The organism is Cryobacterium adonitolivorans (assembly GCF_004402695.1).
Taxonomy (GTDB): domain Bacteria; phylum Actinomycetota; class Actinomycetes; order Actinomycetales; family Microbacteriaceae; genus Cryobacterium; species Cryobacterium adonitolivorans.
The window spans coordinates 68400-91307 of record NZ_SOFL01000044.1; the positions used below are offsets into that span (position 1 = coordinate 68400).

Annotated in this window: 30 protein-coding genes; 10 read left to right on the forward strand and 20 right to left on the reverse strand. The window is 68.4% G+C overall.

Annotated elements, in window-relative coordinates; genetic code table 11:
• Window positions 1-31: 31 nt before the first annotated feature.
• On the reverse strand, window positions 32-604 hold the full coding sequence (locus E3O42_RS13595; protein ID WP_134454454.1) for a YdeI/OmpD-associated family protein: 573 nt from the start codon (window positions 602-604) through the stop codon (window positions 32-34).
• A gap of 175 nt (window positions 605-779) precedes the next feature.
• On the opposite strand from E3O42_RS13595, the gene E3O42_RS13600 reads away from it, so the two are divergent.
• Window positions 780-1202, forward strand: coding sequence for a four-helix bundle copper-binding protein (locus E3O42_RS13600; protein ID WP_134454455.1), 423 nt, complete (start codon window positions 780-782; stop codon window positions 1200-1202).
• Window positions 1203-1262: 60 nt separating this feature from the next.
• Here the strand turns inward: E3O42_RS13600 and E3O42_RS18075 are convergent, their stop codons facing one another.
• On the reverse strand, window positions 1263-1676 hold the full coding sequence (locus E3O42_RS18075) for a hypothetical protein (protein WP_166788001.1): 414 nt from the start codon (window positions 1674-1676) through the stop codon (window positions 1263-1265).
• A gap of 89 nt (window positions 1677-1765) precedes the next feature.
• Window positions 1766-2632, reverse strand: coding sequence for an arsenic resistance protein (locus E3O42_RS13610; protein ID WP_134454456.1), 867 nt, complete (start codon window positions 2630-2632; stop codon window positions 1766-1768).
• Window positions 2633-2716: 84 nt separating this feature from the next.
• Between E3O42_RS13610 and E3O42_RS18080 the strand changes: the two genes are divergently transcribed.
• On the forward strand, window positions 2717-2875 hold the full coding sequence (locus tag E3O42_RS18080) for a hypothetical protein (RefSeq protein WP_166788002.1): 159 nt from the start codon (window positions 2717-2719) through the stop codon (window positions 2873-2875).
• Window positions 2876-2950: 75 nt separating this feature from the next.
• On the forward strand, window positions 2951-4372 hold the full coding sequence (locus E3O42_RS13615) for a GH1 family beta-glucosidase (RefSeq protein WP_134454457.1): 1422 nt from the start codon (window positions 2951-2953) through the stop codon (window positions 4370-4372).
• A gap of 41 nt (window positions 4373-4413) precedes the next feature.
• Here E3O42_RS13615 and E3O42_RS13620 read toward each other — a convergent pair whose 3' ends face one another.
• The gene (locus E3O42_RS13620) at window positions 4414-5019 is read right to left on the reverse strand and encodes an Asp23/Gls24 family envelope stress response protein (protein ID WP_166788003.1); all 606 of its coding nucleotides are present in this window, start codon (window positions 5017-5019) and stop codon (window positions 4414-4416) included.
• Entirely contained in the window at window positions 5016-5588 is a 573-nt protein-coding gene (locus E3O42_RS13625) for an RNA polymerase sigma factor (RefSeq protein WP_241984831.1), read from the reverse strand. The genes E3O42_RS13620 and E3O42_RS13625 overlap by 4 nt, the downstream gene beginning before the upstream one ends.
• Window positions 5589-5794: 206 nt before the next feature.
• Here E3O42_RS13625 and E3O42_RS13630 point away from each other — a divergent pair, with 206 nt between their 5' ends.
• The 4 genes from E3O42_RS13630 to E3O42_RS13645 all read left to right on the forward strand — a co-directional run bounded on the left by E3O42_RS13630 (window position 5795) and on the right by E3O42_RS13645 (window position 7325).
• Window positions 5795-6217 carry an Asp23/Gls24 family envelope stress response protein gene (locus E3O42_RS13630; RefSeq protein ID WP_174844270.1) on the forward strand — a complete coding sequence of 141 codons (423 nt, stop codon included), beginning with the start codon at window positions 5795-5797 and terminating at the stop codon, window positions 6215-6217.
• On the forward strand, window positions 6214-6570 hold the full coding sequence (locus E3O42_RS13635) for a hypothetical protein (RefSeq protein ID WP_134454460.1): 357 nt from the start codon (window positions 6214-6216) through the stop codon (window positions 6568-6570). The genes E3O42_RS13630 and E3O42_RS13635 overlap by 4 nt, the downstream gene beginning before the upstream one ends.
• Window positions 6571-6631: 61 nt before the next feature.
• Entirely contained in the window at window positions 6632-7093 is a 462-nt protein-coding gene (locus E3O42_RS13640; protein WP_134454461.1) for a hypothetical protein, read from the forward strand.
• A 58-nt stretch (window positions 7094-7151) separates the two neighbouring features.
• The gene (locus tag E3O42_RS13645; protein ID WP_134454462.1) at window positions 7152-7325 is read left to right on the forward strand and encodes a CsbD family protein; all 174 of its coding nucleotides are present in this window, start codon (window positions 7152-7154) and stop codon (window positions 7323-7325) included.
• An 11-nt stretch (window positions 7326-7336) separates the two neighbouring features.
• On the opposite strand, the gene E3O42_RS13650 is transcribed toward E3O42_RS13645, so the two are convergent.
• The 3 genes from E3O42_RS13650 to E3O42_RS18770 form a co-directional block, all read right to left on the reverse strand.
• Window positions 7337-8569 (reverse strand): serine hydrolase domain-containing protein, encoded by a 1233-nt coding sequence (locus E3O42_RS13650; protein ID WP_166788004.1) that lies wholly within the window; start codon window positions 8567-8569, stop codon window positions 7337-7339.
• 353 nt (window positions 8570-8922) lie between these two features.
• On the reverse strand, window positions 8923-10236 hold the full coding sequence (locus E3O42_RS13655) for an ATP-dependent DNA helicase (RefSeq protein WP_241984832.1): 1314 nt from the start codon (window positions 10234-10236) through the stop codon (window positions 8923-8925).
• 151 nt (window positions 10237-10387) lie between these two features.
• Window positions 10388-10666 carry a Gmad2 immunoglobulin-like domain-containing protein gene (locus E3O42_RS18770; RefSeq protein ID WP_255455111.1) on the reverse strand — a complete coding sequence of 93 codons (279 nt, stop codon included), beginning with the start codon at window positions 10664-10666 and terminating at the stop codon, window positions 10388-10390.
• Between the two features lie 145 nt (window positions 10667-10811).
• Here E3O42_RS18770 and E3O42_RS13665 point away from each other — a divergent pair, with 145 nt between their 5' ends.
• Window positions 10812-11882 (forward strand): hypothetical protein, encoded by a 1071-nt coding sequence (locus tag E3O42_RS13665; protein ID WP_134454465.1) that lies wholly within the window; start codon window positions 10812-10814, stop codon window positions 11880-11882.
• Between the two features lie 31 nt (window positions 11883-11913).
• On the opposite strand, the gene E3O42_RS13670 is transcribed toward E3O42_RS13665, so the two are convergent.
• From E3O42_RS13670 to E3O42_RS13720, 11 genes are all read right to left on the reverse strand, one after another.
• The gene (locus E3O42_RS13670; protein ID WP_174844271.1) at window positions 11914-13890 is read right to left on the reverse strand and encodes a bifunctional copper resistance protein CopD/cytochrome c oxidase assembly protein; all 1977 of its coding nucleotides are present in this window, start codon (window positions 13888-13890) and stop codon (window positions 11914-11916) included.
• A gap of 157 nt (window positions 13891-14047) precedes the next feature.
• A complete protein-coding gene (locus tag E3O42_RS13675) occupies window positions 14048-14335 on the reverse strand; it encodes an HU family DNA-binding protein (RefSeq protein ID WP_066598601.1) in 288 nt (95 codons plus the stop codon).
• 327 nt (window positions 14336-14662) lie between these two features.
• A complete protein-coding gene (gene rpsN / locus E3O42_RS13680) occupies window positions 14663-14968 on the reverse strand; it encodes a 30S ribosomal protein S14 (RefSeq protein ID WP_104164519.1) in 306 nt (101 codons plus the stop codon).
• A 2-nt stretch (window positions 14969-14970) separates the two neighbouring features.
• On the reverse strand, window positions 14971-15138 hold the full coding sequence (gene rpmG / locus E3O42_RS13685; protein ID WP_066598602.1) for a 50S ribosomal protein L33: 168 nt from the start codon (window positions 15136-15138) through the stop codon (window positions 14971-14973).
• A complete protein-coding gene (rpmB, locus tag E3O42_RS13690; RefSeq protein ID WP_066598603.1) occupies window positions 15138-15374 on the reverse strand; it encodes a 50S ribosomal protein L28 in 237 nt (78 codons plus the stop codon). The genes rpmG and rpmB overlap by 1 nt, the downstream gene beginning before the upstream one ends.
• Window positions 15375-15550: 176 nt before the next feature.
• A complete protein-coding gene (locus E3O42_RS13695) occupies window positions 15551-15958 on the reverse strand; it encodes a Fur family transcriptional regulator (protein WP_134454466.1) in 408 nt (135 codons plus the stop codon).
• A complete protein-coding gene (locus E3O42_RS13700; protein WP_134454467.1) occupies window positions 15955-16791 on the reverse strand; it encodes a metal ABC transporter permease in 837 nt (278 codons plus the stop codon). Before E3O42_RS13700 ends, E3O42_RS13695 begins: the two co-directional genes overlap by 4 nt.
• Window positions 16791-17657 (reverse strand): metal ABC transporter permease, encoded by an 867-nt coding sequence (locus E3O42_RS13705; protein ID WP_241984833.1) that lies wholly within the window; start codon window positions 17655-17657, stop codon window positions 16791-16793. The genes E3O42_RS13700 and E3O42_RS13705 overlap by 1 nt, the downstream gene beginning before the upstream one ends.
• Before the next feature lie 48 nt (window positions 17658-17705).
• Complete coding sequence (locus tag E3O42_RS13710; protein WP_241984834.1) at window positions 17706-18497, reverse strand: metal ABC transporter ATP-binding protein; 792 nt, start codon at window positions 18495-18497, stop codon at window positions 17706-17708.
• A 7-nt stretch (window positions 18498-18504) separates the two neighbouring features.
• On the reverse strand, window positions 18505-19536 hold the full coding sequence (locus E3O42_RS13715; protein ID WP_134454469.1) for a metal ABC transporter substrate-binding protein: 1032 nt from the start codon (window positions 19534-19536) through the stop codon (window positions 18505-18507).
• Window positions 19537-19587: 51 nt separating this feature from the next.
• Window positions 19588-20307: an AAA family ATPase gene (locus E3O42_RS13720; RefSeq protein WP_134454470.1), complete on the reverse strand. Its 720-nt coding sequence runs from the start codon at window positions 20305-20307 to the stop codon at window positions 19588-19590.
• A gap of 131 nt (window positions 20308-20438) precedes the next feature.
• On the opposite strand from E3O42_RS13720, the gene E3O42_RS13725 reads away from it, so the two are divergent.
• Both E3O42_RS13725 and E3O42_RS13730 read left to right on the forward strand, forming a co-directional pair.
• Entirely contained in the window at window positions 20439-21092 is a 654-nt protein-coding gene (locus tag E3O42_RS13725) for a GNAT family N-acetyltransferase (RefSeq protein WP_134454471.1), read from the forward strand.
• Window positions 21093-21099: 7 nt separating this feature from the next.
• A complete protein-coding gene (locus E3O42_RS13730; protein ID WP_134454472.1) occupies window positions 21100-21885 on the forward strand; it encodes a putative protein N(5)-glutamine methyltransferase in 786 nt (261 codons plus the stop codon).
• Between the two features lie 55 nt (window positions 21886-21940).
• Here E3O42_RS13730 and E3O42_RS13735 read toward each other — a convergent pair.
• A partial coding sequence (locus tag E3O42_RS13735; protein ID WP_134454473.1) for a dihydrolipoamide acetyltransferase family protein occupies window positions 21941-22908 on the reverse strand: 968 nt, incomplete at its 5' end.

Here is a 22908-nt window from a genome sequence, read left to right on the forward strand (position 1 = left end):
CCACATGCGGCAGCTCGGCGATGGAGACAACTCAGCGGTAGTGCTGCTCGCCGCGGGCGGCCTTCTCGATCACGTCGCGGATGCGCGCGGCGCGAACCGCGGGCGTCTTGATGTTGCTGAGCCTGAAATAGATCCGGAACCTCTCCACCTTGCTCAGCCCCGCGACGAAGGCGGCAGCCGCCGGGTCGGCGTACAGTGCCGCCTGAAGGTCGGCCGGCGGCACGGCATCCTTTTGCCGGTACGCGGCATCCCACCGGCCATCCGCCTGGGCCCGCTCGATTTCCGCGAGCCCGGCAGGACGCATCCGCCCCTCGTCGATGAGGCGCGCCACGTGCTCCCGGTTGATCTGCGACCACGGGCTGTTCTTGCGGCGCGGTGAGAAGCCGGTGAGGGTGTAGTCCTCGTCGAGGCGGTTGGTCTGGCCATCGATCCAGCCGTAGCAGAGCGCCACGTCCAGGGCCTCTGACCACGTCATGCCCGAAGCCTTCGAGTTCTTCTTGCGCAGCTTCAGGCGCACCCCGCCGTCATCCGGCTCACCGGCCAGGTAGGCCTCCCACTCCTGAATGGTCACGTCGAGGATGACCCGGTCCTGCATACCCACCATGCGCCTATTTTACGGATGCCGGCCCGCCTGGCCGGGAGGCCGACGCAGGATCCGTGCGCACCGTCGGCCACCCGCAGACAGTGCGGCGGCCGCGGCGTAGCATCGGCCGTGGCGGGCGCCGTTGACGGCATCGGGATGGGCCTGGGCCCGGTCTCCCGCAGAAGGATGGTTTCAGATGATGAACATGACCATGCAGATGATGGAAATGCACATGAAGGACATGCCCATGCAGGGGAAGGACATGATGCTGATGCAGGAGTGTATCGAGGCCTGCTCAGCCTGCGAGCAGGCGTGCACCATGTGTGCGGACTCGATGATGGGCGAGGGCATGGCGATGGGGCGGAGCATGTGCGCGACCATGGCCGACATGGCCGGCACCATGATGCGTGCGATGCTGCGCCCGAACCTGATGCACATGGAGTCCATGATGGCGATGCACACGGCCACCATGACGATGGCGAACTTCTGCGCCGAGGAGTGCATGAAGCACGCCGGCATGAGCGAGGACGCCCGCATGTGCGCCGAGGCGTGCCGTCAGTGCGCGATGGCCTGCCAGAAGATGATGGACGCCATGACGGGGATGATGCCGACGAGTTGACCCGTCACCGGGCTGTTTGGGGAGGGCTGACCCTTGGAGGGCTGACTCTTGGAGGGCTGACTATAGACGCACGACACTGATGCGGCTGCGGCCGCTTGCGAGCACGTTGTAGACGGAGTGCAACGCCACCGGCGCTCCGGCGCCGAGGTGCGCCGTCAGGTCGGAGTGGTTCCACACCCACACCGTCGCGGTGTCGCTGTCGGCGGTGTCGTCGTCGGCGGTGTCGTCGTCGGCGGCGTCGTCGGCGTCGTCGTCGTCGGCGGTGTCGTCGTCGGCGGCGTCGTCCCCGAACAGGGCGATTCCGATCCATCCGTCGGAGGTCGCGCGCACCACGATGCCGTCGGCCCACTTACTCGGGGTGGCGTCGGCCACGCGCACGTGGATGGGCCGGGTTGCGTGGCCGGCTCCGTGGTTGACGCAGCCGTCCCCACCGGTGTGGTTGCACTGCAGGACGTGCAGCGGTTGCGTGATCATTGAGCCTCCTTGACTATCGGCGTTCGTTGCCTCGAGTGTAGGTTCGCGATTTTCGGCTGTCACGGGGTGCTGTCACAGAACGAAACACACTACGAGCGATCGGCACCCGACGGGGAGCCGGGAACCAGGCGCGGCACCAGCCGCACCAGGATCGCCAAGCCCACCAGCTCGACCAGGGTCTGCGTCACAACCGCCAGCGGTGCCAGCGCCAGCGCGGGGGGCAGGGCGAGGGGCAGGGCGAGGGCCAGCGGCAGCACCACCAGCGAGTTGCGGGTGGCGCCGCTGAAGATCAGGGCGCGCGCCGCGGGCACGGGTAGCCCGGCCAGCCCCGCGGCGAGCACCCCGATGCCGACCATCACGATCAGGAAGGCGATGTAGAGCGGGATGAGGGTGGGCAGCGCCGCGGCCTGGGCACCTACGGCTGAGACCTGCGAGCCGACGACAACCGCGAGGGTCGTCATCATCAGAGGCACCATGAGCGCCTGCATGAGAGTCTCGATGGCGCGGGCCGCCCGGCGTCGGCGGGTGCCGAACTGCACCGCTGCCGCGGCCGCCAGCGGCAGCACGATGAGCACCAGGAACGCCTCGACCAACGGGCGCACCTCGATCAGCGCCACGGCGCCCGTCCCGGCGATGAGCCACAGGTAGACCGGCAGCAGCACGATCTGCAGCAGCATCAGCAGCGGCGTGGCGGCCAACAGCTTGTCCGGCACGATCACGAAGTTGACCGTGAGCACCGTGCCGAGAAAGCGCAGGTCCCAGAACGACCGCCCCAGGCTCACCAGCGGCACGGCCAGGAAGGTTGCGAACAGCAGCAGCCCGAGCACCGGGGTGATGGCGGCCGAGAGGGTGGGGGCGGTGCCGGGGGCCAGCCAGCCGACCAGGGCGCCGAGCGCTATCGCCGTGAGGAACAGCGCCACCTGGCGGTGTTCCAGCCGCTGCACGATCCCCGCCATGCTCTCACCTTAGGGCCGGGGGGATGCGGCTTCGCGGGGTCATCTTCTTGGTCGGGAGTCACCGCCGCTGCTTATAGTGGTGGGATGAATACCGATGACACGAAAGACCCGAAGGCACCCGACGGCTCCACCGAGGTCAGCAGCGAAGAGACCGAACGCACCGAGAAGCTCGCGGACGGGTCGCAGAGCGACGGCAGTTCCCCGACCGAGGACGACACCGCGTCCGGGGGCTCGGCGGACTGATCCGCCGCGCCGTTTCCCGGCGCACGAGCAGGGACAACAGAAGACCCGACAACAGAATTGGTTGACACACGCACCATGAGCGCCGGCACCCCCGACTTCCGCGACAGCGGCCTGCAGTTTCCCGATTCCTTCGTTTTCGGCTCGGCGACCGCCGCATACCAGATCGAGGGTGCCGTCAACGAGGACGGCCGCGGCCCCTCGATCTGGGACACCTTCTCGCACACGCCGGGCGCGGTGCAAGACGGCGACACGGGCGATGTGGCCGACGACCACTACCACCGGCTCGAGGCCGATCTGGACCTCATCGCCGGACTCGGCCTGGACGCGTACAGGTTCTCGATCGCCTGGCCGCGCATCCAGCCGACCGGTCGCGGACCGGTGAACGCCGCCGGCCTGGACTTCTACGAGCGGCTCGTCGACGGGCTCATCGAGCGGGGTGTGACGCCGGTGGTCACCCTGTACCACTGGGACCTGCCGCAGGCTCTGGAAGACGAGGGCGGTTGGACCAACCGCGACACCGCGTACGCGTTCGCGGACTACGCGCGGCTCGTCGGCGCGGCCCTCGGCAATCGCGTACCGGTCTGGACCACCCTCAACGAGCCGTGGTGTTCGGCTTTTCTCGGCCACGGTTCCGGCGAGCACGCCCCGGGCCGTCAGGACAACGCCGCCGCGCTGACGGCAGCCCACCACCTCAACCTGGCCCACGGGCTCGGTGTGAGCGCACTACGGGAGGTCCTGCCGGAGACCGCGCAGCTGTCGGTCACGCACAATCTGCACGTGATCCGTGGGGACGCCGATTCCGTGCGTCGCATCGAGGCCGTCGGCAACCGGATCTTCACAGGTCCGATGCTGCACGGCGCCTATCCCGCCGACCTGATCGAAGACACCAAGGCCATCACCGACTGGGCATTTGTGCTGCCCGGTGACGTTGAGCTCATCCACCAGCCCCTCGATGTGCTGGGCATCAATTACTACAACACCACCCTGGTGGGGCCGGCGATGGGAGGTGCCCACCCCGCGGAGTCGGCCGCCGGAGCGGCGCCCCGAGCGTCGGCCTTCCCCGGAACCGACGACATTCCCCGGCTCGACCAGCCCGGTCCATTCACCGAGATGGACTGGAACATCGAACCGTCAGGGCTTCTGCAGCTCCTCGAGGCGACCCGGGACGAGTTCCCCGGCCTGGCGCTGATGGTCACCGAGAACGGAGCGGCGTTCGAGGATGTTGTCACCGTCGACGACCGGGGCGCGGCCGCGGTGCACGATGCGAGCCGGGTGGATTACCTGCGTCGGCACTTCACCGCGGCGCATCGCGCCATCCAGAACGGCGTTGACCTGCGTGGCTACTTCGTCTGGTCACTGATGGATAACTTCGAGTGGGCCTATGGGTTCTCGAAGCGATTCGGGATCGTGCGGGTGGACTACGAGACCCAGGAGCGCACCCTCAAGGACAGCGCGCTCTGGTACCGGAAGCTGATCGAAACCCGCCGGCTCCCCTAGTCGGTCCAGGCCTAGTCGGTCCAGGCCAAGTCGGTCCAGGCCTAGCCGTCCTGGGCCGGGCTGCCCTCGTCCTTCGGGTTCCGTCGCAGGTGCACGTCGGTGATGGTGACGTTAACCGCCACGATGTTCAGCTCGGTGTGGTGCAGCAGCGACGTCGTGATGGCGTCCCGCAGCTGCTGAGCGGTCTGCGGCATCCGCTCGCCCCAGAACACGCTCGCCTCGACGTTCACCGTGACCGGGCTGCCGAGGGTCGTCACGTCGCCCTCCAGCCGGCAGCGGCCGATAAAGGTTCCGGCGACGGCGTCCCCGGCCGAACGGATCAGGCCCCTGACGGCGCCTTCGGTCAGGCTCAGGTCGGCCTTGGGCGAGGAGTGCGAGACCGGGATCGAGCGTCCCGCCCTGGCCTCCCTGTGGATGTTAGTGAGGATCCCGGCGACCCAGCTGTCGTCACGATCGGGTTCGGCCGAGACGTCGTCGTCGAGGATGTTCTGGGCCATCGACCGGAACCGGGTGAGCGCGTTGAAGGCGATCCGGTTCTCCGGCGCCTTGTTGAGGAAATCATCCGACGGGGACTCGCCGCGGTCGATGAGGTCGCTGAGCTGCTCGATGAGGTCTTGGTTGGCGTCGTCCTCGTGAGGTGATGTCATCGCCATTCCTCCATCTCCTGCATCAGCCTCTGCCTGGCCCGGGCCAGAAGGCCGCGAACCGTCGAGGGAGGCACATCAAGCTCCTCGGCGATTTCGGCGTAACTGTGCCCGCCGATCTCCCGCAGTGTCCAACACTGCCGCTGTGCTTCGCTCAGAGTAGCGAGTGCACGTGTGAGTCGCTCGCGTTGTGACGCAGCTTCGGCCCGCTGGTGCGGAGATTCCGACTCCGGCGCCGGCGCATCCCACTCGCCCAGGGGCTGATCCTGCTTGCGCGCGCGGATGCGGTCGATCGCCTTACGGCTGGTGATCCTCATGAGCCAGGCCTTCATGGCGGCGGGGTCCTGCAACTCGGGCAGCTGTTCCCAGGCGGTGATGAAGGTCTCCTGCACCACGTCGTCGGAATCGCTGTTGGAGCCCAGAATGCGAGTGGCATAGGCGCGCATCAACGGCCCGTGGCGTCGGACGAGCACCTCGAAAGCGCGCAGGTCGCCATCCGCGGCGCGGGCGGCGAGTATCGAGTCTGCCGCGTCGTCGAGCGGCGCACGCTCAATCGACCCCGTAACTGCCACCGGAGACCTCTCTCTACTCAAAGCCAATCTCAACCGGATTTCGTGACGAACCGGCCGTGAGATGCGTCTGAACAGTATCAATGAGATTCGGCAAGAGAAAAATCGCTCACCGCACCTTCGTGCAGCATAGTGACTATCTCACCATCCAGCTTTATTGTCAGAGCAGATCCGCGCCAGCGCGGCCGACGAGCACAGGAGCCCACCTCATGACCAGCACCACCCTCGACATCGGTTCGGACGGCGCCGATCTGCCCGCCGCCACATCACGCGGCACCACCGTCATCAACGACGCCGTCGTCGCCAAGATCGCCGGGCTCGCTCTACGTGACGTGACCGGAGTGCACGCCGTCGGCGGTGGCGCCGCTCGTGCCCTCGGCGCAATCCGCGAGGCGATCAGCAGCGCCGACCACAGCCAGGGCGTGAGCATCAAGGTCAGCGGGTCCAGGGTCGCCGTCGACCTGAGCATCGTCGCAGAGTACCCGCAGCCGCTGCAGCAGGTCGCCGCCGACGCCCGAACCGCGATCATCGACGCCATCGAGAATCTCGTGGGCCTTGAGGTCACCGAGGTAAACGTGACCATCAACGACGTGCACCTGCCCGACGAGGCCGACGAGGCTCCACTCTCGTGAGCGGTTCGACGGTGACCCTCGCGCCGCTCGGAGCGACCCACATCACCGCCCGCGCGATGACCGGGCTGGTCTCGGCCGTGGCCGCCGGCGCTCTCGGCGTGCGGCCCAGCCAGGTCCGGGTCGACCTGGGGGACACAGCCGGCCGCCTCAACCTCACCGTGCGCGCACCCCTCCGCCTGCTGCCCCTCGACCAGGCCGAGACGGGCGCGCCCGCGGACAACACCGCCCAGGACCGAACCGAACGCGCGCAGCACGACATCCGCGGCACCGTGGCCACCCTCTCCGGGGCGGACATCGCCGGGGTGACGGTGCGGCTGACCGGCGCCCGCAGCCGGCCGCCCAAACGGGACTGACCTCCCTCCTCTACCCCCCTCCTCTCCCCCTCCGCACGACACCGCAAAGGAACGACAATCCATGACCCGCACCACCACCCCCTCGGCACCCGGCACGCTCCCCGCGCGCCAGGCCGTGGCGGCCCTGCAGCTGCCTCACCCGGTGGGCCGGGCCACCCGGTCCACCTACACGCAGCAGCCGCGCCGGGAGATACCCTCGTCGTGGTCGGTCGTGGCCATCGCCCTGGCCTCGGTCATCATCGCCGGATGCCTGTACAGCGGCGCCGAACTCCTCCTCGCCCTGCTCGACCGGCCCCCGCTGATCGCTGCCCCCGGTGATGTCCTGCGCTACCTGGGCCAGGTCAACCTGAGTACACCGGCCATGGTGATCCTGGTGGTGGGCGTGGGCACGGTTCTCGTACTGGCGGCGCTGCAGCCCGACCGCCGGGTGCGACATGATGTCGAGGCCATCACGCACGACCCGTTGCGACCGTCACTTCGTCCCACGGTCCTGATCCACCCGACGGGCCGAACCGGCCCCTAAACGCCACCCACAACCAATCCGACCATCCAGACCACCCCCAAGAGAAAGAGAGAACACGATGAGTGCATCAGACAAGGCCGAGAACACCGCCCAGGACCTCAAGGGCAAGGCAAAGGAAGCCCTCGGAAAAGTGACCAACGACGACTCCAAGGTCGCGGAGGGCCGCTCCGACCAGGCTGGCGCCAACGTCAAGCAGGCCGGCGAGAACATCAAGGACGCCTTCAAGAAGTAGGCTCCCGGCGCTCACCCGACCGACGCCGCCTGATTCACGGCGGCGCCGGTCGGGCAGACCGCGTTCACGCGCATCTGGACCGTCGCCTCCTCCGCCGTCCAGGGCAGCTCGATCCCCGCATCCGACCGTCCATCCGATGCGGGTGCCCCGGCAGCGATCGCCGCCAGGCGTTGCGCCAGGGCCAGGGCGAACTCTGCGCCCGCACTGGAATCGTTCACCATCACCACTACTGTCAGGCCGCTTTCCGGGTCGGAGAGCGTCGCCGACAGGAAGCCGGGGATCGCGCCGGCACCGCCGCGCATCGGACCCAGTTGCTCGGCCCCCAGCCCATACCGCCGCCATTCCGGTGCGCCCTCTTCACGCACGGTCCGCCACTGCTGAGCCACCGCGCCGGGAGTGAGCAAGCCCCCGGTGGCCAGCGCCTGCGACCAGGTCTTGAGATCGCCCAGGGTGGACACGGCTCCGCCGGCCACCCCGCTCATGGAGTTGGACAGTTGCGTCACGTCGACCGGACGCGTGCAGTCCGGGGTGCCGCCGCTCTCGAGGGTGGCGGCCCAGCCGTGCGGGTGGGCGCCAGGGAGGTCGGTGTCCTGAGAATCGGGATACGACGTGTCGCGCAGCCCCAACGGCTCGAACACGTACCTCCGGTAGAGCTCCGGCCAGCTGTCTCCCGTTGCTTCCTCCAACGCCATCCCGAGAAGCTGCACGCCGGCGTTGGACAAGGTCCAGACCCGACCGGGCTGCCCGATCCTGGTGGACCCGAGCCCGCCGGAAACGAGTTCGAGTGGTGGCCACTGCCGGGTGGGATTGTTGACGAACTGGGGCTCGAGGTCCGGATGGCCGAGGCCCGCGGTGCTCTGGCACAGCTGACGCAGGGTGATGCCCTGCACTCCGGGCAGCCGGGGCAGGTACTGCGACACCGGGTCGTCCAGGCCCACGCTCTGCTCGTCCACGAGCCGGAGCAGCACCGTGCAGGTCATCGCGCCCGTCAGGGTGCCGATGCGAAATCGCATGCCGGTATCAAGCGCTCCGCCGCCGGCCGGGCGGCCGGTCGCGGGGTCGATTCCGGCCCCCACGGTGCCCGGGCTGGCCAGCCACTGGCCCGTCCACGGCGCCCAGACGCCCGCGATTGCGCCGGTTGCACCGGCAAGATCCATCCCCTCGGCCAGCGCCGCGTCAAGCGCCGCGACGGTCTCGGAGGCCAGCGCGCCCGACGCGGTGTCCGGGCCGACGGGGAACAGCACCGGGGCATCCACACATCCCGCCAGGGGAAGCACCAGACTCACAGACAGCAGGGCCAGCCCGGCCGCCGACGGCCGTCGACGCCGCCGGCACGGCCTGCCCCCTCGCCCGGTTCGGCTCCGCTGAAGTCCGGCGCGCTGTCGTGCGTGTTGACCTGTCATGACGACCCGATGCCCATCCCGTGCCCCCTGCATTCCACCCCCGCGGGGAATGCCGGAAGAGCCCTTTGCGGGGAGTGTACCCAGAGCCGGCGCTCGTCGCGCCCGAGGCGCCGCGAAGCCGGGTCGGTGCAATACTGAGCGAATGGTGCGCGCGGGGACGTGTCGCTCGCGCCGCCTCAGTTGTCCGGGAAGGGTCAGGCACCCTCGACGGCCGGGGTGACGCGCAGACCCTCCATGAAGCGGAGCACGTTCTCGTCTACGATGATGTCGCTCGGGCGCAGCGGCCGGGTGAGGTATAGGCCGTTCAGGCTGGTCAGCCGGCTCAGCGCCACATACGTCTGGCCGGGGCTGAACACCCGCGTGCCGAGGTCCACGATGGCCCGCTCGTAGGTGGCGCCCTGCGACTTGTGGATCGTGACAGCCCAGGCCAGCCGGAGCGGGAACTGGGTGAATTCGGCCACGACGTCCTTGCTGAGCTTTTTCGTCGCCGCGTTGTAGGTGTATTTGAACTTCTCCCACACCGTGGGCTCCACCTCGTGGGTGATGCCGTCGATGTCGACGTACACGGTGGAATCGACCCGCGTCACGGTGCCGATGGTGCCGTTCACCCAGCGGGGACCGCCGTCGAGCGGGTTGTCGTTGCGCAGGAACATCACCTGGGCGCCGACCTTGAGCTCGAGGACCTCGTCGGCCGGGTAGGTGCGTCCGCCGAAGTCTCCGGTGACCTCGGCCTTGGCCGACAGGGACTTGCCGGACAACCGTTTGAGCGCGGCAGCATTGATGCGGTTGACCGCGTCATTGCGGGTGGCCAGCGTGATGACGCCCTCGGTCGGCGGGGTGCGGGCGCCCGCACCGTTCAGCGCCCCACCGATCTCGGGGGTCACCTGGCCATAGCGCACCGCATTGAGCATCGTCTTGAAGCCGGCGTCGTGCTGGCGGTGGATCTCGGTGAGTTCGAAGATCTTCAGCTCGGCGCTCTGCCACACCTTCGCGTCGAAGAACCACATCGAGCGGTAAGTGTCGGCGAAGTAGGCACGCTCCTCGGGGTCCCCCGGCACTGGAGCGAGCTGGTACGGGTCGCCGAAGAGCACGATCTGCACGCCTCCGAACGTGTCGTGCGGGCGTTGCCTGGCCTGACGGAGGCTGCGGTCGATGGCGTCCATCAGGTCGGCGTTGACCATGGAGACCTCATCGATGACCACGGTGTCGATCGTGTTGAGCAGTTTGCGCAGCTGGTCGTTCTGGTCGATGGCATGATCGGCGATGACGCCGATCGGCAGCCGGAATAACGAGTGCAGGGTCTGGCCGCCCACATTCAGGGCGGCGACACCGGTCGGCGCCGCGATGACGATCTGCTTGCTGGTGTTCCAGGAGAGGTGATTAAGCAGCGTGGACTTACCGGTACCGGCCCGGCCGGTGACAAAGACGTTCTGCTTGGTGCCCTCGATGGCTGCGAACACCTCGGCCTGCTCGCGCGAAAGCGGAATCTCGGGGGGAAGCGCAGTCACGGGAATCTTTCACTGGTAGGAAGCGGGGGCGTATGAGCGTAGCGGCTCGAAGCCGGCCCTGAACACCTTCCACTGTATCCGCCCGGCACCCAGCGACCCACCCGGCGGCCGGCCGGTGGATAACTCGCCTGCCGCCGAGCGTGCGGCGGAGCTACCTCACCTCGATCTGCACCGGGAACTCGTTCTGGATGCTGCCGTCCTGTGCGCTGTTGTCGTAGGCGACAAGGTCGTAGAACCCGCCGGGCAGGTCGGCGGGAATCGTGATCGTTGCATCGAAGTTCGATTCCTCCGATCCGCTCTCCGCTGTAGCCTGCTGCGTGAGCATCACCTCGCCGGAGGCGTTGCGCAGGTCGAGTGGCTGGTGACGTCGGTGACGGCGACGAACCGGGGCTGCAGGCTGCGAGGGAGCCCAGTAGAAGCAGCGCCACAAGGGGCGCCCGATGCTGCGATCGTGGAGTGTTCACGATGATCATGTCCTTGGTGATGCAGGGATTCTAGCTCCGGAGAGCGTCAACGGCAGCCCTGTGGTGCACCGTCCAGCGCGAACGCCGAAGCCGGCCCCGTAGTATGTGGAGGTGAGCTACGGGGTCGGAAACGGGGTGCGGCGAGCGCGCTATCTGCGTGCCGCGATCGCAGTGTTCGTTGTCTGCGCCTTGCTCGGCGCCGCCCTGGTCGCCAGTATCGGCGCTCTCAACCGCGATCTGTACAGCGCCGGCGGTTTCGTGCGGCAATACCTTGACGCTCTGGCCACTCACAACACCGACACCGCACTGGCACTCCCCGGCGCCGAGCCGACGGATGCCGATCTCGAAGCGGCCGGCCTCCCCCAGGACCTGCCGCGCACGCTGCTGCGCCCTTCGGTGCTCGGCTCGATCACCGATGTCGAATTCGTCAGCGATACGGCCAGTTCCGCGAACACCGAGGAGGCCCAGAAAAGCCTGCACACCGTGGTGTTCGACTTCCGCCTGGACGGCACGAAAACCTCGATGGAGTTCACCGTGGAACGCCTCGGAACCGTGGCCGGCCTGTTCAGCACCTGGGGTTTCGCCTCAAGTCCCCTGGCGGTGCTGCAGGTGACGGTGTTGCACGAGGCCGACTTCTCCGTCAACGGCCTCACCCTCGACACCCGGGCGCATGCCGCGGCCGACGCTCCGATCACGTTCTCGAACCAGGGTGCCTACCTGGCCTTCGCCCCGGCGGTCTACGACGTCTCCCACGATTCCGCGTTGCTCACCGCGCCCGAGCAGAGTGTGCCCGTCGTCGCCTCCGGCGCCGTTGACGTCACGGTCGACGCGGTACCCAACAAGACCTTCACCGGCCAGGTTCAGGCCAAGCTCAATGAGTTTCTCGACGAGTGCGCCACCCAGCACGTGCTGCAACCGTCGAGCTGCCCCTTCGGCATCGAGATCGACAACCGGGTCAAGTCCGCCCCGGCCTGGTCGATCGCGCAGTACCCGGAGGTCGCCCTGACTGGCGGCGACACGGCTTTCGACATGCTTAGCACCGACGGCCAGGCTCACATCGTGGTCGACGAGCAGTCACTGTACGACGGCGATCTCAGCACCCGCGATGAGGATGTGCCGTTCTCGGTGGCCCTCACCGTCACGATCCAGCCCGACGGCGCCCTGGCCATCCAGCTGCGCTAGCGGCACCGGCCCTCAGGGACGGTCTCCGGCGCTAACGGTCGTGCGCGGCCAGGCGGGCGAGGCGGTCGTTGTAGTCGTTGAGCTCGGCCTCGCCGGTGCGGTCGGCATTGCGGTCCCGGCGCTTGGTTTCCTTCTCGTCGCTGCGCCCCCACTGAATGGCCACGATGATGGCCAGGGCGATGGTCGGGATCTCGCCGACGCTCCAGGCGATGCCACCGCCGGCCTGCTGGTCGGCCAGCGCGCTGAGCCCCCAGTCACGGCCCATGGCGCCGTACCAGTCCGCCAGGAGCAGACCGGTGCCGGTCATCAGGGCCAGGCCGAAGAAGGCGTGGAATGCCATGGTGCCCAGCAGCAACAGCAGCCTGAAGGTGTACGGGAGCCGGAAGGGCACCGGGTCGATGCCGATCAGCGACTGCACGAACAGGTACCCGGTGATCAGGAAATGCACGATCATCCACTGGTGGCCGATGTGGTCGGTCGTCGCCCAGCTGAACAGCAGTGTGTAGTAAAACACCCACAGCGACCCGGCGAAGAGCACCGCGGCCACGATCGGGTTCGAGATCACGCCGGCGAAGCGCGAGTGCACGGCCAGCAGGATCCACTCGCGCGGTCCCCGGCTGCCGTCGCGGCGCATCCGGATGGCGCGGGCCGCCAGGGTGACCGGGGCGCCGGGAACCAGCAGCACCGGCACCAGCATCGTGAGGGCCATGTGCGCGAGCATGTGCGTGGAGAAGAGGTACTTCTCGTAGACGTTCACGCCGCCGTTGGTGATGTAGAACAGGGTGACCATGCCGACCACCCAGAGGATGGTGCGGTGCAGCGGCCAGGTGTCGCCACGGCGGTGCAGCCGCCACACGCCGGCGAGGTAAAAGAAGATGCCGAACGCGCAGAACAGCACCCAGGCGAGATCGAAGTTCCACTCGGTGAAGTACTTGGCGAAGGTGAGCTCCGGCGGCAGCGGCTCGCCGGTGAGGATCTGGGCCGGGGTGGCGGTGGGGATCGCCGTGGTGACCACCTGGGCTACCGGGGTGGCCGTCCTGGCGAGGGCCGCGGCCACGCCGCTGGCCAGGCCCATGAACGCGATTTCGCCCACCACGAGCCACCAGAAGAATGTGTAGGTGCGACCGGCGCCGGTGCGCATCCTGCCGATCAGGTACCGGCGTTGCAGCACGCCGAAGCCGCCGAGCACCAGCAGCAGGGCCACCTTGACGAGCACCAGGACGCCGTAGCCGGTGAGCAGCCGATCCCAACCGCCCACGCGCAGCTCGGCGCTGACGTAGCCGGAGGCGGAGACGACCACGAAGCTGACCAGCGCGAGGCTGGAATACCGGCCGATGACCTCACGCAGGCGCGCAGACGAGAGCTGCGTGTGCAGCAGGATGATGGTGAGCAGTCCGCCCAGCCACACGGCGGCGAAGACCAGGTGCAGTCCCAACGCCGTGATCGCCGCGTCGTGGCCCTCTGCGCCGGCGGAGTGGCCCTGCTGGGCCATCGGCAGCAGCGCGAGCAGGGCGAGCACGGTGACGAAAACCAGCGCGGTCTGGTTGCGCACGGCGAAGCAGAGCACGGTGACGGCCGCGGCGATCAGGGTGGTGGTCAGCCACGCCTGGCCGATCTCGATCTGGCTGAAGAACTGACCGACGGTGGCGCTGAACCTGTCGTCGAAGCTGACCGTGGCATTGGTCACCTGCAGGAAGGTGAGGAAGCCCGTGATCGCTGACGCGATGGTGAGGACGGCGGCCGAGCCGGCGGCCAGGTCGATGGCGGTGCCATACTCGCGCTCCTTGGGGCTGAGGGCGAAGCAGGTGAACACCAGCGCACCGATGGTGCCGGCCGCGGCGAGGTTGACGAGCAGCTTGGCCACCGGAAGACCCCACCGCACCAGGGCGCCGGGATCGGCGAGCAGCTGGGCCTCGGCGCCTCCGCCGTAGGCCAGGCCCGCCAGCGTCGCCACAATCGCGGCCAGCAGCAGGGCTGCCGGCCCGACGATTCGAACATAACGGAGCACCCCTCCAGCTTAACCGGCGGGCGAAGGTGAACCGGTCGCGGCCGGCCGCCGCGCATTCGGACGGCACCGGTTAGACGGTGCTGGCTAAACGGCGCTGGTTAACGAGCGGTGGGCGCCGACCGAAGTCGACGCCCACCTCTACTACGAAAGCTGAAACCTACTTGGCGGCAGCCTTGAGCTTGCTACCAGCGGTCAGCTTGACACGGTGGCCGGCAGCAATGGCGATCTCTTCGCCGGTCTGGGGGTTGCGGCCGGTGCGAGCAGCGGTTGCGGTGCGCTCGACGCCGAGCCATCCCGGGATGGTGACCTTGCCGTCGTTCGCAACGGTGTCGGCGAGGGTTGCAAAGAAAGCGTTCAGAACGCCGTCGACAGCAGCCTGGCTCTGGCCAGAGTCTGCGGCAACCTTGGCAACGAGCTCGGTCTTGTTCAGCGACTTGTCAGCCATTGAGTGTCCTCCTCGGACCTTCGTCTGTAAAAAACAGGTGTTCACGTGAAGCGGGCGCGTTTGAGAAAACGCCTCCGTTGGTCGGTTCGACCGCGTTGAATCTAGCATTGATCCGCGGAAATCCGCGGATTTACGGCGTTTCGGGCCGCTTTGACCGGTGGATTGGGGTGTGTTTATGCTGTGCGCGAACTGTACGCCCCCGTACGGGGCCGCCGGGGGATGCCGACCCGTGGACGCAGAACAGGGGATGCCGACCGAAGTCGGACATCCCCTGTGGATACTGCATAGCTTTTCTATGCACAGACCGTTTACACGATCAGTAGCTGGTTACCAGCTGGACTTGGTGATGCCGGGCAGCTCGCCGCGGTGCGCCATGTCGCGGAAACGAACGCGCGAGATGCCGAACTTGGAGAGGTGGCCACGGGGACGACCGTCAACCGCGTCGCGGTTGCGCAGGCGCACCGGCGAGGCGTTGCGGGGCAGCTTCTGGAGGCCCTTGCGAGCCTCTTCGCGGGACTCGTCGGTGCCGGCCGGGTCGACAAGAGCCTTCTTCAGCTCAAGTCGCTTGACGGCGTAGCGCTCGACGATAACCTTGCGCTGGTTGTTCTTGGCAATCATGCTCTTCTTCGCCATTTTTAGCGCTCCTCACGGAAGTCAACGTGCTTGCGCACTACGGGGTCGTACTTCTTGAGTACGAGACGGTCGGGGTTGTTGCGACGGTTCTTCTTGGTCACGTAGGTGTAACCGGTTCCTGCCGTCGAACGCAGCTTGATGATCGGACGTACGTCCTGAGCCTTAGCCATTAGATTTTCTCCCCACGTGCGAGCAGGTCCTTGACGACCGACTCAATGCCGCGAGCATCAATAACCTTGATGCCCTTTGCCGAGAGGGTCAACGTGACGTTGCGGCGAAGCGACGGCACGAAGTACTTCTTGGTCTGCACGTTCGGGTCGAAACGACGCTTGGTGCGCCGGTGCGAGTGCGAAATGTTGTGCCCAAAGCCGGGAACGGCTCCGGTCACCTGGCAGGTTGCTGCCATGGTTTTCCTCCAATACCGAAGGGCGAATGCCCTTCCCAAGATCTCTTGTCGGCCGATTCGCGATGGATTCCGCCCGGAATCGGCCTGCCGAAAGGTGAGTTTCAGCGGCTGATTCGGTGGGAGGAAAAGTCACGAACAAGCAATGCACGCACAGATATGCGCAGCAGCTACCCAGCCTACGGGGTGGGACGGTCTGATGCAAGCGCGGTGCAGGCCGCGCAGAGGCCGAAGATGTCGATGACGTGGGCGGCTTCGGTGAAACCGTGCTTCGACGCCTCCTCGGTGGCCCAGTTCTCGATGGCGTCCACCTCGATCTCCACCGTGAGACCACAGTTGCGGCAAATCAGGTGGTGGTGGTGGTCTGTGGTGCTGCAGGCCCGGTACAGGCTCTCGCCGTCCGGCGACTGCAGCGAATCGGCGTCGCCTTCCAGGGCCAGGTCGGCCAGCGCACGGTAGACCGTGGCCAGGCCGATCGGGGAGCCGCTGGTGTGCAGGGCGGAGTGCAGGCCCTGGGCGCTGACGAACCCCTCGGCACGGCCGAGCTCGGTACGCACGGCCTCTCTCTGCCAGGTGTTTCGCTTCATGAGTCCAACCGTAATACCGCCCGGCCGGGTGCGTGTACCCCTCCGGCGCGGGCGCGTAGCGAACGCGCCCCCAGTGCGAGGAGGAAGCAGGCGGCGGCGGTGAGTGCGATGGCCGGCCCTGCCGCGACGTCGAGGGAGCGGGACAGCAGCACGCCGACGACCCCGGATCCGGCACCGATGAGGGGCGCGAGCACGACGATGCCCGCCGCGGTTCGCACCAGCAGCCGGGCCGCAGCGGCTGGGGCGGCGATCAGGGCGATAGCGAGGATGGCGCCCACTGCGGGCATCGCCGTGACGATGGTGGCGGTGATGAGAACAAGGGTGAGGAGTTCGATGGGCCACTCCCGGTAGCCGGCCGCCCGGAAGCCGGTGCGGTCGAAGGTGGAGAACAGGATCTCCTTGCCGAAGAGCACGGCCGCCGCCACCGCCACCGTGAGCACCGCGGCGGCCAGGATCACGTCGCCGTCGGTGACGGTGAGGATCGAGCCGACCAGGTAGGTCTCCACGTGCACGGGCAACGACGGATTGAGCGCCTGGAGCAGCACGCCGAGCGCGAACCCGGCGGTCAGCATGATTCCCGACGCCACCTGGCTGCCCTGCCGGTGCACCCGGCCGAGCAGGGCCATCACGGCCACGATCACGGCGCTGGCCACGGCGGCGCCCAGCGGGATGCTGACGCCCAGCAGCGCCGCGGCGACGGCGCCGGGGAAGGTGGCGTGGGTGAGCGCCTGGGCGAAGAAGGTGCGCCGCCGCAGCAGCACCAGGGTGCCGACCAGGCCGCTCAATGCGCCGATCACGGCCGCGGCGAGCAGGGCCTTCTCGAAGTAGACCATCAGGCGGTCACCGACTCGGCCCGCGGCTCGGGCTGCAGCTCGGTGACCGGCCGGGCAGGGCGGCGCATCCGGTCGACCGCAAGCCGGCCGAGGAGCACGAACAGGTAGCCGGCCACGAGCACCAGTACCACGGTGGCGCCGCTGGGAAGATCGATGCCGGCGGTGACGGAGGCCTCGAAGCCGAGCGTCAGCCCCACCCACGCGCACAGGGCGGCGAAGCCGGCCGCGAGCGGGAAGAGAGCCCAGAGCCGCACCGTGATCAGCCGGGCGACGGCGCCCGGCACGATGAGCACGGCCAGGACCAGCAGGTTGCCGACGGCGCTCGACGCGGCGACCACCACGAGGGCGATGGCCACGTTGAGCACCAGGTCGAGCAGCAGCGGCCGGTATCCGGCCGCGGCGAACGCGGCCCGGTCGAACGCGCGGAAGACCTGCTGCCTGAGGGTGAGAGCCACCAGGAGCAGGGCGATCGCGCAGATGACCAGGGTCTGGGTCACCTCGGCGGGCGTCACCGTGAGCAGCCGGCCGAAGAGCAGCTGTTCGAGCTGGCCGGCGTAGTTGGACTGGCGGGAAACGACCAGAATGCCGATGCTGAACATGGCCGTGAACACGATCGCGATCGCCGCATCCCCCGACACGGCTCGCCGGGTGATCAGGGTGAGCACGACCGCTGCCAGCACCGCGGCGATCATGGCGCCGACGAAGAGTCCCTCACGGCCGCCCCAGACGAAGCCGATGGCGATGCCGGGGAAGACCGAGTGGGTGAGGCCGTCACTGATGAATTCGAGGCTGCGCAGGTTGACGAGCACGCCCACGATGCCCGCGACCAGGCTGAGAGCGAGCAGCACCACCAACGCCCGCGCCATGAAGGGCAGTGTGAACGCGGTTAAGAGGGGCCCGAGCAGGTCGGCCATTCAGTGACCTTCGTGGCCGGGAACGACGAGCGTGTGCTGGTCCATCTCGACGCCGACCTCGTGGAAGGTGCGCTGCACGTTGTCGAGGGTGAGCACGCTCTCGCGCGGACCGAAGGCGACCTGGCTGCCGTTGAGTAACAGCACCCGCTCGCAGACCGCCTTGGCCAGTTCGAGGTCGTGGGTGGAGACGAGCACGGCGACGCCGTCGGCCTTGAGTCGTTCGACGGTGCCGACGAGGGCGTCCCGGTTGGCCTGGTCGAGCCCGTTGAAGGGTTCGTCGAGCAGCAGCAGCCGAGGGCCGGCAGCCACGGCGCGGGCGAGCAGGCCGCGCTGTTGCTGACCGCCGGAGAGTTCGCCGAACCTGACCTTGGACAGGCGTCCGAGGCCCACGGTCTCCAGGGCCGCCGCTACTGCCCGGCGGTCCTTCTTGCCGGGCAGGCGCAGCCAGCCGAGCTCGCGGTACCGGCCCATCATGACGACCTGTTCGAGGCTGACCGGGAACTCGGGGTCGAGTTCGTCGGTCTGCGGCACGTAGCCGACGCTTCCGGCCGGGGCCGAAGGCTGGCCGAGCACCTCCACGGTTCCCTCCGTGCGGTGGATCAGGCCCAGGATGCCCTTGAGCAGGGTTGACTTGCCCGACCCGTTGGGCCCGATCAGGGCGATGGCCTCACCGGCATGCAGGTCGAAGTCGATGCCGGTCAGGGCGTCGCGCTGGGCGTAGGCGAACGAGGCCCCGGAGACGCGGAGGGCGAGCGGTGCGGGCATCCGCTGCTGAGAAGGGTTCTCGTTCACTGTTCAACTATTGCAGGTCGGCGGGTACGGCGCTGGGCGTCACGCCCCAGGACTCGAGGATCAGGCTCACGTTGTGCAGCTGGGTGGCGATGTAGGTGGCGCCGGCGCTGTCAGCCGGGCCGAGCGAGTCGCCGTAGAGGGCGTCGTCGCCGGAGTAGACCGCGACCCCGGCCTCGGCGGCGATGGTGTCGGCCGCCTTCGGGTTGATGGAGGCCTCCGAGAAGACGGCCTTGACGCCGGTGGACTTTACAGCGGCCACCAGGGCATCGATTTCGGCGGCGCTCGGCTCGGCGTTGTCGTCGAAGCTCGGAATGACGCTGCCGACGTAGGTGATGCCGTAGGCGGCGGTGAAGTAGCCGAAGGCGTCGTGGTTGCTCACCAGGAGGCGCTCGGCGGCGGGGACGGGGTCGATGTTCTCGTGGATCCAGCCGTCGAGCTCGGCGAGCCGGGCGGCGTAGCCGGCCTCGTTGGCCTCGAAGTCGGCGGCGTGGCTGGCGCTGGCACCGGCCAGACCGTCGGCGATGGTAGCGACCATGGCCTCGGCGTTTTTCACATCGGTCCAGATGTGCGGGTTGCCGCCGGCGTGTTCGTGCTCGGCCTCCCCGGTCGTTTCGTCCGTGGCTTCGTCGGTGTGCTCTGCGTCGTCCTCGTGGCCGGCCTCGGCACCGAGGATGCTGATGCCCTCGTCGGAGTCGACGGTGACACCGTCGAAGCCGGAGGCCTCGATCGCGTCGTCGAGCCATTCCTCGAGTCCGACGCCGTTGATCACGAGCACATCCGCCGCGCCGAGGGCGGTGAGGTCGGCGACCGACGGGTCGTAGCTGTGCGCACTCTGATTGGGCTGGATGAGCTGGGTGATCGTGACGCCGTCGGTGTCGCCGACGACGTTGCGGGTGAGGTCGGCGATCTGGGTGGTCGTGGCGACAACCTTGAGGTCGCCGTCCGCTCCCGCGGCGTTGGTGGCGGTTGCGGAGCATCCGGCCAGCGCGAGGGCCACGGAGGCGGCCAGGGCGGGTAAGACGAGTCTGGGGGTCTTCACCTATGGAACGCTACGCCTATTGATAATGATTGTCAAAACCATTAACCGGGTTCAGAGATGCCGCAGGTAGCGCTCCGGAGCGTCGAGGAAGCTGGCCCAATTCGTCACCAGGTCAAGGTCACGCCAGGCCCTCTCCCGCAGGCCCCACTCGCCGACCTCGAGGATGCGGGCTCCCGGCAGGGCGGCGAGCAACGGCGAGTGCGTCGAGAGGATCACCTGGGAACCGCCGCCGGCCAGCAGCGCCTTGAGGTGGCCGAGTAGCGCCAGGCAGCCGGAGAAGGACAGGGCGGACTCGGGTTCGTCGAGCACCCACAGGCCCCGCCCCCTGAACCTGTCGACGGCCAGCTCGAGGAAGGACTCACCGTGCGAGATCTCGTGGAAGCGCGGTTCCGGCCGGCTACCCGGGTTCTCTTCGAGGTAGGTGAAAAAGCCGTGCATCGTCTCGGCGCGCAGGAAGTAGCCGCGGCGGGTGGTACCGGCGCTCCGCACCAATCGCAGGTGGTCGTGCAGGGAGGATTCGCTGACCCGGGTGGAGTTGCGCGCCCCCGTGGAGCCGCCCTCGGGCGAGAGCCCCCACGCCTGGGCGATCGCCTCGACGAGGGTGGACTTGCCCGCACCGTTCTCTCCGACGAAGACCGTCGCCGGCCCCAGGTCGAGCCCGTCGTCGAGCAGCTGGGCCACCGGGGGCAGGGTGGCGGGCCAGGTGTTCCTGGCACGCGGATGCTGCGGGTCTTCCTCGATCCGGCGCAGGGGCGTGCTCTCGAAGGCCATGCCCCATCCTCCCCCGCCACGCCGCGATTCGCGCATCCGGTTCGCCGAGACGCCGGGCGCCGCGACTGTGCCCACAAAGGGGGAGATTGCGGCAACTCGCGGTGGCGACGCCCGCCGTCTACTCTGTTGCCATGAGAGCACGAGCCGGAAAGGGCACCGCCCCGCCCGGGAGCCTGCCCACACACACACGCATCGGTCGGACCAGCCGGGCCACGAGCGGTGACCGGTCAGTGCCGCCCGCCCCGGTGGCGGCGTTGCGCCCCTGGCGGCTCGCCGACGCGGCCAGCCTGCAGACCGCCTTCACCGTGAGCGGCGACCTCGCCGCCCAGGTCGGTGCCATCGAGCTGTCCACGGTGACCCGCTGTGAGAGTTTCATCACCGACAACCTCGCACCCGCCACGGTGTCGCGACAAAACTTCGCGATCAGCGTCGACGGCGTAGCGGTGGGCAACGTGGGCGTCGGCAGCATGGAACATCGGCACGGCACCGGCTGGGTCTACTACTGGGTCTCGGCCGAGGCCAGGGGCCGCGGCCTGGCCACGCTCGCGCTCGCCTCGATCGCCGACTGGGCCTTCACCGAGCAGGGCCTCCACAGGCTGGAGCTCGGCCATCGCACCAACAATCCGGCGTCCTGCCGGGTCGCCACCACGGCGGGTTTCGCGGCGGAGGGCGTCGAGCGGCAGAAGCTGAAGTACGGCACCGAGCGCTTCGATGTGGAGACCCACGCCAGGCTGCGCACGGATGCGCCTCCCCCGGTCCGTCTCCTGCCCACCGTCACCTTCTAGCCTGGGCATGCCGCCGCGCCCCGCTGCCCCTCCCGAGGTGATCGAGCGCCTGCGCGCGGCCGGGTGCGTCTTCGCCGAAGACGAGGCCCGGTTGCTGGTGGCGGCCGCCGGCACACCGGCCGAACTGGAGCAGCTGCTCACCCAGCGCACATCCGGCCTGCCCCTCGAACAGGTGCTCGGCTGGGTGGAGTTCTGCGGGCTGCGCATCACCGTGCGGCCGGGCGTGTTCGTGCCTCGCCGCCGCACCGGCCTGCTGGTGCAACGCTCGGCCCGGCTCATCCGACCCGGCTCGGTGGCGGTCGACATGTGCTGCGGGACGGGCGCCGTGGGGGCCGCGCTGCTCGTCGGGCAGCCGGGGATGACGCTCTACGCCGTCGACATCGACCCCGCCGCAACGGCCTGTGCCCGGGACAACGTCGAGCCGCTGGGTGGGAGTGTCCTCACCGGCGACCTGTTCACCCCGCTGCCGCGCGCCGTGCTCGGGCGGATCGACGTCCTGGTGGCCAACGCCCCCTACGTGCCCACGGAGGCCATCCAGCGGATGCCGCCAGAGGCCCGGCTGCACGAGGCCAGGGTGGCTCTGGACGGCGGCCCCGACGGCCTCGAGGTGCAGCGCCGCCTCGTGGCGGCGGCCCCGGAGTGGCTGACCCCCGGCGGCCATCTGCTGGTGGAGACCAGCGCGGGCCAGGCCGCGCAGACCGCGGAGATCTTCGCCCGGCAGGGACTCATACCGCGCGTGGTCACATCGAAAGCGCTGGACGGGACGATCGTCATCGGACGATGGGTCGCGTAGGCGGCCACGGTGCGTACGTGCTGCACCGCCATCGCCGCAAGCGCCGGCGGGCCGGCTACTCCAGGAGCAGCGCCGGCTCCTCGATGATGCTGGCCACGTCGGCCAGGAACCGGCTGGCCACGTCGCCGTCGACCACGCGGTGGTCGAAGCTCGCGCCGATGGTGGTGACGAAACGCGGGCGCACGTCACCGTCGACGACCCAGGGCTTGAGCTTGATCGTGCCCAGCGCCACGATGCCGGCCTCGCCGGAGTTGAGGATCGGCGTGCCGGTGTCCATACCGAAGACGCCGATGTTGGTAATCGTGATGGTGCCGTTGGACATCTCGGCCGGGCTGGTCTTGCCGTCCCTCGCCGTGATGGTGAGCTTCTCGAGGGCGCCGGCCAGCTCGAGAAGGCTCATGTCCTGGGCTTCCTTGATGTTCGGCACGATCAGGCCGCGCGGAGTGGCCGCGGCGATGCCGAGGTTCACGTAGTGCTTGATCACTATCTCCTCGTCGGTGAAGACCGAGTTGACGGTGGGGTTGCGGCGCACGGCCCAGATCATGGCCTTGGCCATGATCAGCAGCGGCGATACCTTGACCCCGGCGAAGTCGGTGGAGACCTTGAGCCGCTTGACGAACTCCATGGTGCGGGTGGCGTCAACGTCCACGAACAGGCTCACGTGCGGCGCGGTGAAGGCGCTGCGCACCATCGTCTGCGCGATCACCTTGCGCACACCCTTCACGGGAATGTGCTCCTCGCGGTCCGTCGGCCACTCCGGCGTCTGGATGTTGCGGAACACGCTAGCCTGGGTGGCCTCGCGCAGCACGTCCTCACGTGTCACGTCGCCGAACCGGCCGGTGGGTTCCACCTGGCTGAGGTCGACGCCGAGGTCCTTGGCCAGCTTGCGGATCGGCGGCTTGGTGATCACCGGGCCGGCGGGGCGGGCGGGCGCAGCGGCGGCGGCGGGCTTGGCGGATGCGGTGGGCGCGACGGCCGGACGGGCCGGCGGCGTCGCACGGGCCGGACCAGTCGCGGCGGTGG

What these genes read in the sequence shown, in the direction of transcription:
- E3O42_RS13595 (WP_134454454.1), bottom strand. Translation starts at nt 604, where the DNA reads ATGGTGGGTATGCAGGACCGGGTCATCCTCGACGTGACCATTCAGGAG.
- E3O42_RS13600 (WP_134454455.1), top strand. Translation starts at nt 780, where the DNA reads ATGATGAACATGACCATGCAGATGATGGAAATGCACATGAAGGACATG.
- E3O42_RS18075 (WP_166788001.1), bottom strand. Translation starts at nt 1,676, where the DNA reads ATGATCACGCAACCGCTGCACGTCCTGCAGTGCAACCACACCGGTGGG.
- E3O42_RS13610 (WP_134454456.1), bottom strand. Translation starts at nt 2,632, where the DNA reads ATGGCGGGGATCGTGCAGCGGCTGGAACACCGCCAGGTGGCGCTGTTC.
- E3O42_RS18080 (WP_166788002.1), top strand. Translation starts at nt 2,717, where the DNA reads ATGAATACCGATGACACGAAAGACCCGAAGGCACCCGACGGCTCCACC.
- E3O42_RS13615 (WP_134454457.1), top strand. Translation starts at nt 2,951, where the DNA reads ATGAGCGCCGGCACCCCCGACTTCCGCGACAGCGGCCTGCAGTTTCCC.
- E3O42_RS13620 (WP_166788003.1), bottom strand. Translation starts at nt 5,019, where the DNA reads ATGACATCACCTCACGAGGACGACGCCAACCAAGACCTCATCGAGCAG.
- E3O42_RS13630 (WP_174844270.1), top strand. Translation starts at nt 5,795, where the DNA reads ATGACCAGCACCACCCTCGACATCGGTTCGGACGGCGCCGATCTGCCC.
- E3O42_RS13640 (WP_134454461.1), top strand. Translation starts at nt 6,632, where the DNA reads ATGACCCGCACCACCACCCCCTCGGCACCCGGCACGCTCCCCGCGCGC.
- E3O42_RS13645 (WP_134454462.1), top strand. Translation starts at nt 7,152, where the DNA reads ATGAGTGCATCAGACAAGGCCGAGAACACCGCCCAGGACCTCAAGGGC.
- E3O42_RS13675 (WP_066598601.1), bottom strand. Translation starts at nt 14,335, where the DNA reads ATGGCTGACAAGTCGCTGAACAAGACCGAGCTCGTTGCCAAGGTTGCC.
- rpsN (WP_104164519.1), bottom strand. Translation starts at nt 14,968, where the DNA reads ATGGCGAAGAAGAGCATGATTGCCAAGAACAACCAGCGCAAGGTTATC.
- rpmG (WP_066598602.1), bottom strand. Translation starts at nt 15,138, where the DNA reads ATGGCTAAGGCTCAGGACGTACGTCCGATCATCAAGCTGCGTTCGACG.
- rpmB (WP_066598603.1), bottom strand. Translation starts at nt 15,374, where the DNA reads ATGGCAGCAACCTGCCAGGTGACCGGAGCCGTTCCCGGCTTTGGGCAC.
- E3O42_RS13695 (WP_134454466.1), bottom strand. Translation starts at nt 15,958, where the DNA reads ATGAAGCGAAACACCTGGCAGAGAGAGGCCGTGCGTACCGAGCTCGGC.
- E3O42_RS13700 (WP_134454467.1), bottom strand. Translation starts at nt 16,791, where the DNA reads ATGGTCTACTTCGAGAAGGCCCTGCTCGCCGCGGCCGTGATCGGCGCA.
- E3O42_RS13705 (WP_241984833.1), bottom strand. Translation starts at nt 17,657, where the DNA reads ATGGCGCGGGCGTTGGTGGTGCTGCTCGCTCTCAGCCTGGTCGCGGGC.
- E3O42_RS13720 (WP_134454470.1), bottom strand. Translation starts at nt 20,307, where the DNA reads ATGGCCTTCGAGAGCACGCCCCTGCGCCGGATCGAGGAAGACCCGCAG.
- E3O42_RS13725 (WP_134454471.1), top strand. Translation starts at nt 20,439, where the DNA reads ATGAGAGCACGAGCCGGAAAGGGCACCGCCCCGCCCGGGAGCCTGCCC.
- E3O42_RS13730 (WP_134454472.1), top strand. Translation starts at nt 21,100, where the DNA reads ATGCCGCCGCGCCCCGCTGCCCCTCCCGAGGTGATCGAGCGCCTGCGC.